The 12,359-nt window shown below is 64.3% G+C and carries 7 protein-coding genes; 4 read left to right on the top strand and 3 right to left on the bottom strand.

Annotation, left to right across the window (positions count from 1 at the left end; translation table 11 throughout):
- Positions 1–112: 112 nt before the first annotated feature.
- Positions 113–1,156 (bottom strand): hypothetical protein, encoded by a 1,044-nt coding sequence (locus tag KF833_11375; GenBank protein ID MBX3745898.1) that lies wholly within the window; start codon positions 1,154–1,156, stop codon positions 113–115.
- Between the two features lie 136 nt (positions 1,157–1,292).
- Between KF833_11375 and KF833_11380 the strand changes: the two genes are divergently transcribed.
- Both KF833_11380 and KF833_11385 read left to right on the top strand, forming a co-directional pair.
- On the top strand, positions 1,293–1,682 hold the full coding sequence (locus tag KF833_11380) for a hypothetical protein (protein MBX3745899.1): 390 nt from the start codon (positions 1,293–1,295) through the stop codon (positions 1,680–1,682).
- 590 nt (positions 1,683–2,272) lie between these two features.
- On the top strand, positions 2,273–3,877 hold the full coding sequence (locus KF833_11385) for a hypothetical protein (GenBank protein MBX3745900.1): 1,605 nt from the start codon (positions 2,273–2,275) through the stop codon (positions 3,875–3,877).
- 44 nt (positions 3,878–3,921) lie between these two features.
- Here KF833_11385 and KF833_11390 read toward each other — a convergent pair whose 3' ends face one another.
- Positions 3,922–5,055, bottom strand: a complete 1,134-nt coding sequence (locus KF833_11390; GenBank protein MBX3745901.1) for a hypothetical protein — start codon at positions 5,053–5,055, stop codon at positions 3,922–3,924.
- A gap of 281 nt (positions 5,056–5,336) precedes the next feature.
- On the opposite strand from KF833_11390, the gene KF833_11395 reads away from it, so the two are divergent.
- The gene (locus KF833_11395; GenBank protein MBX3745902.1) at positions 5,337–6,446 is read left to right on the top strand and encodes a hypothetical protein; all 1,110 of its coding nucleotides are present in this window, start codon (positions 5,337–5,339) and stop codon (positions 6,444–6,446) included.
- 88 nt (positions 6,447–6,534) lie between these two features.
- Here KF833_11395 and KF833_11400 read toward each other — a convergent pair whose 3' ends face one another.
- On the bottom strand, positions 6,535–11,172 hold the full coding sequence (locus KF833_11400; GenBank protein MBX3745903.1) for a PQQ-dependent sugar dehydrogenase: 4,638 nt from the start codon (positions 11,170–11,172) through the stop codon (positions 6,535–6,537).
- Positions 11,173–11,518: 346 nt separating this feature from the next.
- On the opposite strand from KF833_11400, the gene KF833_11405 reads away from it, so the two are divergent.
- On the top strand, positions 11,519–12,343 hold the full coding sequence (locus tag KF833_11405; GenBank protein ID MBX3745904.1) for a class I SAM-dependent methyltransferase: 825 nt from the start codon (positions 11,519–11,521) through the stop codon (positions 12,341–12,343).
- Positions 12,344–12,359 lie beyond the last annotated feature (16 nt).

A 12,359-nucleotide genomic window follows, 5' to 3' on the forward strand; every position in this document is an offset into this window, starting at 1 on the left:
TGAGGCCTCGCAGAGCTCGTCCCTCCGATTCGCTGCCACCTCACCGCAACGCCGGGATCCACGGGGTGTCGGTGCCGCCGCGGCGATTCGGAGGGGCGAGGCGCCGGCGCGGCTACGGGCTTGTGGCGTCGGGCGCTTCGAGCGACTGGAGTTTATGCCGTTCAAGCTCGCGCCAATCGATCTCACTCTTCAGCCGGGCGAGTTCGGCCGACAGCAGTTCCTGCGTTCTCAGGAGGCGGGGGAGATAGATGTTCTTGAAGTACTCCTCCAGGCGCGCTGTCAGGCGATCCATGGCCCGGCTGGAGCCGGGTGCGTCCAAAGGGGCAGCGGCCCGCTGATCCCGGAGTCGTTCGAGGTTGGCCATGGCTTCGAGGAGTTGCGGGTCCTGGACGAAGCGGGTGGGCAGTTGGTCGAGGCCGGAATCGGCGGCGCGCAGTTCGAGTTGCACCTGACGGAGCTGGGTGGCGAGGGTGCGGGATTCCTGGCGGAGCGCCTCGATTTCGTGGGCCAGTCCGCTGACAGCGGGATCGGTGGTCCGGGGTGCGGGGGGCTGGACCGGGGCGAGGCCGTAGCGGGCGCGAAGGATGGGGTCCATGCCGCCCGGTCCGTAGCGGGTGCGGAATTCGGCGGAAGGCTGGGCGGTGCCGGGGTTGGAAGCGGCCTGGGCTTCTAGGGCATTGAGGTGTTGCAGTGCGATCGCGGCGGGTTCGGTGGCGTCGGTGAACTCCCGAAGGATCCGGGCGTAGGCGACGCGGGCGTTCTCGATCCGGCCCAGTTTACGACTGACCTCGGCGAGGCGGAGAAGGGATTCGGCGGCGACGGGGCGTAGGCGGTCGAAATCGGCGAGGATGGCGCGGTATTCGGCGAGGGCCCCTTCGAGGTCGCCATCGCCCTCCTCGGTGAACTGGGCGGCGACCAGTCGGGCGCGGAGATCCTCGGTGGGGGCGGGGGTTGGGGAGGGTATCGGGTCAGGTTCAGAGGAGGGGAGGAGGCCGTAGCGCCTCATGAGTTCGGGCGACATGGGCATGGCGGCCGGGTCGGGCGCGGAAGGGGTGGCGGGAGCGGGCTGCTGGGCGGCCACGGGCGGGCTGAGGAGCAGGGTGGCGACCAGGGCGATGCCGAGGAAAGGGAGGAGACGTGGCGGGGAAGTGTTCATGGCGGTGGCGAGGATGAGGCAGGCGGGAGGCCGAGTTGTTCCGGTTCGGTAACCTTTTCCAGCGTGGCTAATGGATTACGTGCGAAAATCTGCGCTTTGACAACCGGTTGTTGGAAGGCAACGTCGCCGGTGCGTCATGAGGTTGTTCCTGTTGTTTTGCAATCGGCTGGGGTGCTTTGTGGTCCTGGGGCTCGGACTGAAGGTTTGGGGGCTCGAACGGGAGGCGGGGAGCGGGCTGGCATTTCCGCGGGTTCCGCCCCAGTTCGGGTACACGACGGTGCCGGCGTTTGAAGGGTTGGAGTTTGTGGATCCGGTGGCGATTGCGAGCCCGCCGGGCGAGACGAACCGGCTGTTTGTGGTGGAGCAGTTGGGGCGGGTCCAGGTGATTCCGGACCTGACGACGCCGCGGGTGGAGACGAAAAGTTCGTCCTGCCGTTATTGGGGGCGCTGTCCGAGTGGTATGTTGCGCCACTTATGCTGCGGATTAGTGCGCCGACCTGACAAGGCAAAGAGCGGCATTTCTTAACGGGCTGCTAACAGTGAATAGCCGAGCTAGGGGACATAACTCGATCGGGCAAAGGTGCTGGGCTTGCTGGCCACACGTACCTTGCAGTTGTTCTCTCCGTATCTCTTGCCGCTTGACAGAGTCGGGTGCGATCCTCGAAAGGAATTCTTGCCTTACAGTGGGATGGATCTAAGTCGAGGACGTCTGGCTCTACAGGAACCCTTGATCATCCGGCCATGGACCTAATCGCGAGTCGCTTCCAACTCGGCCCCGGTCCATGGCCAGATGGTATAGTGATATCTCTCTGATTCCGAACCAATGCAAACAAACCGACGAGGCGCCCTTTTCCGACACAATCGAGACGCCTCGACGGTCTAAGGCAGTACCTAACGAGGCGCTGCCTCAGACCGACGAGGCATGTGGGTTGTTCTGACGTCAGGGGGCCTCGTCGGCCTGAGGCAGCGCCTCGTTAGGAGATAACCTTCGGTTCGCTGGAGCAGGGGGGGACTCCGCCGGCAGAGCCTAGGTCGAACCCGAAGGTTCGTGTTGTATTGACCGCGTGCGGCCGGTGGGCCATCGAATTGGCCCGTTGTCCACCAACGGAGTCCGTCATGGCCATACCACGCTCCGCCGCCGATGTCCTCAAGAATCACGTCACCTTCCAGATCGAGGGCATCGACCGCATGTACCTCAACCTCTACGTCCCCTTGCTCCAGACCCCGGAAGGCGTCGCCCGCTTCTGGCGCTTCCATCGAGGTCATCGCTTCGCCTCCTCCGCTCTCATGGACCCCATGACCAAGGATTTCATCCACCGCCTCGAGCGCTTCGCGGCCCACCTCGCCATACCCCTCATCTCCTTCGAGAAGGGCCAGCGCAAGGACGACGTCGCCAAGGCCTTCTTCGACGCCGCCTCTTTCGAGGAGGGCGTCGTCTTCATCGGCAAAGCCCAGGAGAAGTCCCGCGTCTTCCGCACCGAGCGTCGCCGCTCCCCCCATGGCCCCACCTACCCCTGGATCGTTCCTTCCTCCGCCATGGTCAACCAATGGTACATCTACATCCTCGATCGCGACTTCGGCCCCTTCTTCATCAAGTTCAGCAGCTACTTCCCCTACAACGCCAAGCTTTGTCTTAACGGTCACGAGTTCCTCAAGTGTCAGTTGCGCAACGCGGGCATCCCCTTCAAGCCCCTCGATAACGGGCTGGCCTCCTGCACCGATCCTCAAGCCGCCCAGGCTTTCGCCGATGGGCTCAGCGCCGAAAAGATTGACGCGCTGGTCCGCAAGTGGTTTGCGCGTCTGCCCCATCCCTTCACCCGCAAGGATCGCGCCGCCGGCTTTCGCTATCAGCTCTCCATCCTCCAGGCCGAATTCTCCCTCACCCAGGTCCTCGATCAACCCCTCCATGGCCGCGTCTTCTTCGAGGAGGTCATCCGCGAAAACCTCGACCTTGGCCGTCCCGATCAGGTCCAGCTCATTTTCGGTCGCTCCGTCAACCGACGCACCCCGGGTCGATTCCGCACCCGGGTGCTCACCCACGGCGTGATCCCGTCCCTGCACGTGGACTACAAGAAAAGCCGCATCAAACAATACCACAAGGAAGGTCAGGCTCTGCGGACCGAAACCACGATCAATGACACGCGTGACTTTGGCGTGGGCAAGAGCCTCAGGAACCTGCCGGCCCTCCGGCAGATCGGCTTCCAAGCCAACCGACGTCTTCTGGACGTCCAAAAAATCACGCAAGACTGCGCGCAGGGGGAGGCGGAACTGCGCCAGGTGACTGAGCCGGTCCAGGTCGAGGACCAGCGCGCCGCGGGGCTGCGCTTCGGACAGCAGCGGGTCCAGGCATTGCTGACGGCAATTCTCTGCTTCGCCCTCCAGGTCTGCGGGTTCACCAGTCGCGAGCTCCGGCAGCGTCTGGCCCCCCTGCTGGGCCTGGGCCTCGATCAACTCACCCAGGGCCGCATGACCTACGAGTTGCGCCGGCTCCGCCTCCACGGCCTCATCGAACGCATACCCAAGTCCCATCGCTATCGTCTCACCCGGCGGGGCATCGGCACAGCGTTGTTCTTCACGCGCACCTACGCCCGGGTGCTCAGACCGGGTATGGCCCAGCTCATCCCTTCGCAGTGGGAGGGAGGCACTCCTTTGCGCCGTTCGTTCGATCGTCTCATGACAGAAATCGACCACCTTGTCTCTGATGCACATCTCAGCTCCTAAAACTTGACTCAAATCAGTCACATTTCAGAGGACAAGAAATCTAGTCAGTTGGGGAACCCAATTGCAGTTCCCGTAATGGTCCCTGTGGAGTCAATTTTCTTATTGTCATCAAAAGTATAGCTTCCGCTAACGTTGACGATATTAGTAAGGCCCTCGCTGATTCGATTGGATTCAAAATTGAGATTGGATGGAACCCCTGATACGTTTTGCACAAGCACACCATATGGCTGGTTCGTTCCGCCTATAAAGCTCCGGATGGTATTACCTACGACATTCCAGTCGCTTGCCAGATTGCCGTGCCAATGTAGCCCAGCAGAAGACGCAACATACAAATTGATCTCGTTGCCTTCAATTTCGCCGAAACTGTTAGCGGAAAGAAACACCCCAGCTGCCGGTTGGGAATCACTCAAGTGAAACTGGTTGAATCCTACCGACAATGTGCCGCCAGCAGTTCCTGTATCGTGATTGACTGCCCGATCGGCACCCCATACTTGATTCCAGTAGATATAGGTCTCACCGTGTGCGGCAACACCGAATGCAAACTCCCCCTCCTTTCCGTTCAGATACACGCTATTGCCGAGGATAAATGCGGTAGGGTGGTACGTCGCAGTGCCGCTTACGTGAATTGCGGTGGTGTGGCCATATGTTGTTGGGTTGTAAAAGTCAGAGAATGTGCTGCTAGAAACCTCAACATGTGCGGACTTGGTTCTGCATCCGACCAAGATACCCCAGACTTCATCAGTTGCGCAGCCGGCGGCTGTACGTTCCGAAGCTGCGTTAATGACTTCCACGTTGTTGATGTAGGTGCCGTCCCCAAGCAATCTTATACCGCCTACTGTCAGGTAGGAAGTGCCGATGTTTGACATCACCTGCACAGCATTACAGTTAACAGTAAAATGCTGGAGTGTAACATTGTCTACATCGGGATCGCCACAATGCCCAGGGGCGCTCGCTAATACGTAGTTGAACCCAGTGGTTGAGGTGGAGCAGGAACTCAACGGAGCATCGACTAAGCGAATCTCCGTACCCCCTCCACCTGATCCAGTTCCGATGATGGTAAGTCCCTCCTTAAGCAAGAATCCGTCGTTTGGGGAGCATGCACCATTCCAAGCTCCCCTGGTTTCGAAGACTCCGGCCCCGAGAATCACAGTGTCATAGGCTGCGACATTGGTGCGCATATACCCATCAAATGCGTAGGCACTTGGGAAGTTTGTGGAGTACAAGTAGTGTGTGGCACCATGGATTGGTGATATTGAGGCCAATGAGACGAAGGCAGCCACCATTGGGACGAGTTTGGCATGATTTCTGTGCATTGCGTTATATCTCCCTATCGAGGTATGGACTTCGATGCCCGAGGTTCAGGTTGTGGTCTTCCTTGGCTTAGACTATTAAGCTGAGTGCTCCTCTGGCACGATTCCTGGGTAGTTTGCAGATGTTATACACATAGCGTCAACTGAAATTGTTGGAGACCGTGCGGGGCGACCCGGCGACGCGGCGGCGGCTGGAGACGCGGTTCGTGATCCAGCAGGAGGGCGGGGCGTACGGCTTGACGTACCGGTGGACGGACCCGCCGACCAACGCGGTGCTGGTGGCGGAGGAGGGATGGATCGAGGAGATCGCGATCCGGGATGGCGACGAGGAGATCCGGCAGGTGTGGGAGTATCCGAGCCGGGCGGATTGCCTGCGGTGCCACACCCCGGCGGCTGGTTGGGCCCTCGGATTCGGCACGCGGCAGCTCCAGCTCGACCTGTACACGGAGATCGGGATGACCAACCAGATCGCGCGATTGGCGGCCGCCGGGTATCTGGAGGAGGCGCCGGCGTCGTATGCCGGTTTGCCGGCCCTGGCGCGGATCGACGACGAGGAGGCCGGCGTGGAATGGCGGGCGCGGTCGTGGCTCGACGCGAACTGTTCGCAATGTCACCGGCCGGGAGGTCCGGCCATCGGCAACTGGGATGCACGGGCGGTGAATCCCCTGTTCGACACCGGGATCATCCGGGGTTTCCTGCACAACTTCGAGGAGGATGCCAGTGCCCGGGTGGTGCTGCCTGGATCGACGGAGCATTCGATGATGCTGCGGCGGGTCGGGTTGCTGGGGGAACGCCGGATGCCGCCGCTGGCGAGCCGGGTGGTGGACGAGGCGGCGGTGGCGCTGTTGAGCCGATGGATCGCCGAGGATCTGCCGTCGCGACAGAGTTACGCCGAGTGGAAGGTCACCCATTTTGGATCGACTCAGGTGCCCGAGGCGGCAGACGACGCGGACGGCGACGGGGACGGGGCGGTGAATCGTTTGGAGTTCCTGACCTACACCGATCCGAAGGATGCCGGCGAGGCCTGGCGGATGGCCGTGGTACGGAGCGCCGGCGGCGTGCGGTTGCAGTATCCGCATCTGCCGCACCGGGCGTTCCTAGTGGAGTGGACGCGGGATCCGTCGGACCCGTCGTCGTGGCTGCCGGTGGAGTCCCCGGCGAACCGCCATCGGATCGTGGATGCGCCTTTCCTGGCGGATTTCGAGCCTCCCTTTCCCGAGGGGTCGGTGTTCTACCGGGTCCGGGTGGAGGAACGGTAGCCCGGCTTGGCGGATTCGGGCGGCAAAGAAGCAATCCCCTTTCTTCATCGACGGGTTCGTCCCTTCGGAACGGGGCGGCCCGACCGGATCAAGGCGAAGGATCGGAGAGTTGTTCCAGGCTGAGGAAGCGTGAGGGAGGGACGCCGTCGTCGGGGATTGGATCGAGTGTCTGGAAGGCGTCTGAGACGGAGGAGGCCACGATGGGCAGGGGGGTCCAGGGGGTGGCCCAGTCGGGGCGGGTGATGAGGCGATACAGGGCGCCCGGGGTTCCGGTCCAGGAAAGGCTCAGTCCTTCTTCGACCAGGAGTGGGGGATGGAGGATTGGGGAATGGGGTGTGGCGGCGGCGCGGTCGGCGAAGAATCCGGTGACCGTGGCATTGATGAACTCCGGGGAGACCCGGATGCGGATCGAGCCACGGACGTGGAAGACGAAATGGACGCCGTTGAAGAAGCGCTCGGCGGGGATCGCGAGAAGGGGCGCCCCCGTGGCGCGATCGAGGAATTCGAGGACCTGCCGGCGCTGGTCGGATTCCCAGTCGAGGAGGTACATGGAGAGGATGGCGGGCAGGCCATCGAGGAAGTCGAAGTCGAATTCGATCGGTTCTCCCCCGACCCAGCAGGCGGCCCGCCGGAAGGTGCTGTTGATGGGAACGGCAGCGCGTGGATCCGGGGATTGCGCGTGCCAGACGTACTCCCTGGGCTGGTTCACGGGCTGGAACGCCACGGCGTCCGGCCAGTGAGAGGGGCCTGTCGCAAGTGCGTATCCGAGGGAACCGAGGCGCCCTTCCCAGGTGCCGCGCGCGGCGGATTCGTACCCGAGGAAGGCGGCCTCCGCGGGCGGGAGAATCACCGCAACCTGGACGGCGGGGGAGACGGACCATCGTCCGAGCCGGTCCGAAGCCCGGGCCTGGAGGTGGTGCGTCCCGGCCGGGACACGGTTCCAGGCAAGCGTATGGGGCGGTTCGGAAACAGTGCCGAGCGAGCGACCATCGGCCAGGAACTCGACGGGAGGGGGCGGACTGGCGTCATGACGCACCTCGGCGGTGAGGGTGAGATCGACGGGGGCCGTCAGGGTGATGCCGGATTCCGGGGTGGTGAGGTGGACCGTGAAGGCGGGTTCCGGGGCGTCGTCGAGGAGGACACCGCTGAGAACGGTGGTTTCCGTCGGCCGACCCTCGATCCGGACCCGCACGGAGCCGATCATATCGAAGACGAGATGGGCTCCGGCTGTGAACGACTCGATGCGATGGTGTCCGAGGACTTCGCCGTTGGCCGGATTGAGGAAGGTGACCTCCTGGGCGCGCCGATTGTCGGTGTCCCAGTCGAGGAAATAGAGTGCCACGCTGCGCGGATTTCCGTCCGGCATCGCGATGTCGATATCGAGCGGCCCAAACGCGTACCAGGTGAAGGCGGAGCGTGTGGAGGCACCGGGAACGAGGATGGCGGAGGGATCGGTGGAGGGCTCGCCCCAGACGTGGAACGCGCCTTGTCGCGGGTGGACGGTGACGGGCGACGGGAGGGATGAGCCGCGATCCCAGTACTGGTATCCCGCGAGTCCGTAGCGGCCCTCGGGATCGCCCAGGGTGGTGCGGTCCTCGCGGATCCGATCGACGATCGGATCGGGTTCGATGACGACGGGTTCGCGGACGTGGACGATCCGGGCGGACGCGTTGAAGGAATCGCCGGCGAGGGTGGTGATTCTGGCGGCGATCCGGTAGGTGCCAGGCCGGGTTGGAGTCCAGTCGCGGGTCACCTGGGATCCCACGACGGATTCGAGGGGTTGGTCGTCCAGCAGGAGGTCGATCTGGCGGATGGCGACGCCCTGTTGTTCCAGCCGGAGGCGGATCGGGACGGGGTCGTGGGGGGCGACGATGGACTCCAGGGCAGGGGACTCCCAGTCGGTCTGGACCCAGGCGATCTGGTCAAACCAGGCGTGCGCCTCGCGTCCCTCCACGCCGGACGCGACGGTGAGGCCGGGGACGGGGGCGACAGGAAGGGCGGCGGGATCGAGGGACTGTTCCCAGGAATGGGTCCCGTCCGAAATGGTGGCGGACCAGTTGCGACCTTCGCGGGTGACGCGAAGGCGGACGGGGCCAAGGAAGGGCGGCGAGGGGACGACGGATGCTTCGCCGGGGGCGTCGGGATTCCAGTGGAAGTGCCAGGGGCCATCAAGGGTGCCGAGCCAGGCGGCGGCGGAAACGGAGCCGGACAGCTCCGTGAGCACGATTCCTGCGCGCGCTCCGGGTTCGGTGGATTCCAGGCGGTTCAGCCGGGCCTCGAGAAACCCGTCGCCCTGGAGGGGACGGACCAAGGCATGGCCGGAGCGGTTGGCGGTGGACCATGGACCGGCGCGACTGGACAACGTGACGGTCGATCCCTCGACGGAGGATTCGCCCCGGAACGTCTGGGAACCGAAATCCATGGCGAGCCACGGGGCGCGGGGAATGGACGAGGCCCATTGGGCGACGAGGTCGTAACCGAGCGGATCACGGACGCTGCTTCCGAGGGGGGGCATGCGGAGGGAGGGGGAGGTTCGCCCGAGGATGCGCACCAATTCGGAATCGGCGGGCGCTCCGGGGATGATGAGCCGGCCGTTGAGCAGTCCCATGGCGGCGAGGGACGGAGTGTGCTGGGCGTTCCAGGTGGCGGTGGTGTCCGGGAGGGATCCGGGGCGATGGCATCCGGAACAATTGCTGTCGAGATAGGATCGGGCGCGGCGATGGAGGGGGCGGCTGGGATCGGCGGGATCGACCAGGGCGGGGAGGGCGTCCGGCTTGGGAAAGTCGTGGGGCAGGATTCCGGCATCGCGAAGCAACTCGATCTGAGACCGTTCGTGGCCGTCGTGAAGGACGGTCCGGTTCAACTGTTCGGTCCGGAAGCCCAGGGCGTAGCCGGCCGGGCGGGTGTGGCAGCGCATGCATTCTCCCCAACCCGGGTAGCGCCACGATTGATGGCGGGTGGTGCCCTCGTGGGCGGTGTAGATGGGTTCGTCCATGCCACTTCCCGGAACGAGAACGGCGTTGGTCCCGGTGGGGTCCCAGCGATAGGTGACGCCATAGGCACCGGATTCGGTCCGGACGAGGAGCCGGGTTTCCAGCCGGCGTCCGGGGGGGGGATGGCCGACGGCGCCCTCCATTTCGAAGTGCTTCACCCAGATGGTGCCTGTGGGGAATGAAAACGATCCGTCTTCCTGGGTCCCGAGGGTGGGTTGGGACGACGGGAGGGCGAACCAGCGCTTCTTGGCCGCCCGATCGGACCAGAACGGGGCGTTGAGGGCATACGGCAGGAGTCCGGGGGACGGGGTGAGGTTCGCGAGGTCGGCGAAGAGGCCGGTGTCGGCGAGCGTGGGTGGGATGCGGTTCGACGGGACGGGCGGCCGGTCGATGAGTTTGCGGAGGCGACCGCTCGGGTAATGGACCGCGAGGATCTCGCCGTCGCGGGGATCCCGTCCGAACGAGACGAGACCGGGTTCCATGGCCAGCCACTCGGGTTCGGGCGCGGGCCCTCCCGGATCGCGTCGGATGGCCCAAGTGTGTCCGCTGCGGGAATCGGCATACAGATAGGCTCCCTGGAGGCGGGGGATGGCGGCGCCGTGATAGAAGAGCCCGCCGATGACGGCGTTGCCGTGGTAGGGGCCGCTGCCGCGACCATAGGCCACCAGGGGGGGATCTGACTCGAAGCCGGGCGGGGCGAGGAACCAGTGGAGGCCGTTGGTGCGGCCTTCGAGGTAGGGCCAGCCATAGTTGCCGCCGGGGCGTACCACGTTGATCTCCTCGAAGGCTCCGTCACCGACATCGCCGACCCACAGCTCGCCGCTGGGTTCGTGGAACGACATTCTCCAGGGATTGCGAAAGCCGATGGCGAAGAACTCGGTGCGGACACGGTCAGGCCTGTACGTTCTGCCGAAGTATTCGGTGAGCCCGACGAACGGATTGTCGGCAGGAATGCGGTAGCCTCCGTGAACGCTGGGATGCGGGTTGGGGGGCAGGTTTTCGGGATGCTCGTCCACGTCGATGCGCAGGATGGCGCCGAAGAATCCTCCATCGATCGGCTGGCGACTGCCGTCGTGCTGGTCCGGGGGGGGCGACATGTCCCCCAGAGAGACATGGAGGAAGCCGTCCGGACCGAACTGGAGATCGCCCGCGTTGTGCTCGGGCGAGGCATCTTCCTGGACGATCAACCGGAACTCCGAGTCCGGGTCGGCCCGGTTCGGATCGTCCGCGAACGCCTCGTAGCGGGCGAGCACGTTGTACATGGCAAACCCGCCGTCCGGTCGGGTGCCGCGGGTTGTGCGGAAAACGAAGAACCGGCGATTGCGCGCGTAGTCAGGATGAAAGGCGAGACCGAGGACGCCCGTCTCGAGGTATTCCGATGCCAGCTCCGGGGTGAGGTCGAGGAAGTCGGCCGGCTCCGGGCGGGTGAGATCAGGGACCACCCTGATGCGCCCGGTCCGCTCGACCACAAAGATCCGGTTGGTCTCGCCGGGGGGTGCGGCCACGGCGACCGGATTCTCGAACGTCATAGATCCGAAGGCATCGATCCAGACGAGGCCGGGCTCGGCCAGGTCGAGGGGAATGCGGTCCTCCCATGGATGCGGGGCGGCGGCCGCATGGGGCGAGGTTGCGATGGCCAGCGCGAACCCCGCGAGACGACTGCCTGAGCGGGCACCCGCCCATAGACGTTTCCACACCGGTCTGCCACGTCCCAATCCTGGAAAGCACATCATGATCCGTTGACCCGAACCCATTCCACTGCTGGCGGGGAGCGCGCAAGCGGTTTGTTGGGATTACAGCGGTGGTGCCCGGATCGACGGAGGGGCATCTTGAACCGTGCATCCCGAAGTTGTGGGGAGGGGTGCGAACATCCCGAAGGATCGCTTCGGAGGGCCGAGTTCCACGAGGCCGCACGAGGCCGCACGAGGCCGCAACGGTGTGGAGCGCTGGGTTCAGGACTCGCAGAGATCGTCCCTCCGGTTTGCGGCCTCCTCCCCCACCACTCCGGGAGGCACCGCATCTTGAACCGGGTTTTTGCTGTCGGCGTACCGGGAGGGTGGCCTAGCGTCCCGCCTCGACGTGACGAACCAGCGCATCGGCAGTCGTGGGGAGTTTGAGGGTTTCTTCGAGGCATTCTTCGGGGAGGCCGGGGTGGGGGCGGAATCACGCGGGTATTTCCGGCAGTCGTCGGACCGGCTGTGGGACACGGCGACGGCGTTTGGATTGTGGGAGGCCCGATACGGGAGCGTGCTGGAGATCGGGCCGGGGTTTGCGTACCTGCCATTTCTTTGGAAGCGGGTGCTGTCGGATGAGGTGGCGATCCTGGACGGGGAGAGCGAGGAATTGATCGCCTTCGGGGAGACCTACCGGCGGTACGGGATCGAGCCGGTGTATGCGGACCTGTTCCGGCTGTTCGGGGAACGGGACCCGGGGAAGAACCGGCTGCCGTTCGAGACGGGTCGGTTCGAGGCGGTGATCTGCTGGGAGACGATGGAGCACTTCAATTTCAACCCGATTCCCTTTTTGAAGGAGTTGAGGCGGGTGACGCGACCGGGGGGGCAGGTGCTGTTGACGGTGCCGAACCAGGCGAAGCTGGACATGCGGTTGGCGCTGCTGCGGGGTCGGAGTGTTCGGACGCCGGTGGGGGATTACGTGCTGCAGATGGACGACGCGAACCGGATGAAGTACGCGCCGCACTGGCGGGAGTACACGCTGACGGAGTTTCGTGAGTTGATCGAAGGGGTGGGATTCCGGATCGGGATGGCGCGTCACCTGCAGACGTACATGAACCGCGAAGGGATGGGATTGGGGCGCCGGATCAAGCGGGGCGTTGGGAACGTGCTGACGCGCCTGGTGCCGTCGCTGGGCGCGTTGTGTGTGGTACGGGCAACGGTGGAACCCTGATCCAGGGCCGGCGTCC

The organism is Verrucomicrobiia bacterium (assembly GCA_019634625.1).
Lineage (GTDB): Bacteria > Verrucomicrobiota > Verrucomicrobiia > Limisphaerales > CAIMTB01 > CAIMTB01.

Excerpts from the sequence above, each read along its gene's own strand:
- KF833_11385 (MBX3745900.1), top strand. The coding sequence starts at position 2,273 with ATGGCCATACCACGCTCCGCCGCCGATGTCCTCAAGAATCACGTCACC.
- KF833_11400 (MBX3745903.1), bottom strand. The coding sequence starts at position 11,172 with ATGATGTGCTTTCCAGGATTGGGACGTGGCAGACCGGTGTGGAAACGT.
- KF833_11380 (MBX3745899.1), top strand. The coding sequence starts at position 1,293 with ATGAGGTTGTTCCTGTTGTTTTGCAATCGGCTGGGGTGCTTTGTGGTC.
- KF833_11375 (MBX3745898.1), bottom strand. The coding sequence starts at position 1,156 with ATGAACACTTCCCCGCCACGTCTCCTCCCTTTCCTCGGCATCGCCCTG.
- KF833_11390 (MBX3745901.1), bottom strand. The coding sequence starts at position 5,055 with ATGCGCACCAATGTCGCAGCCTATGACACTGTGATTCTCGGGGCCGGA.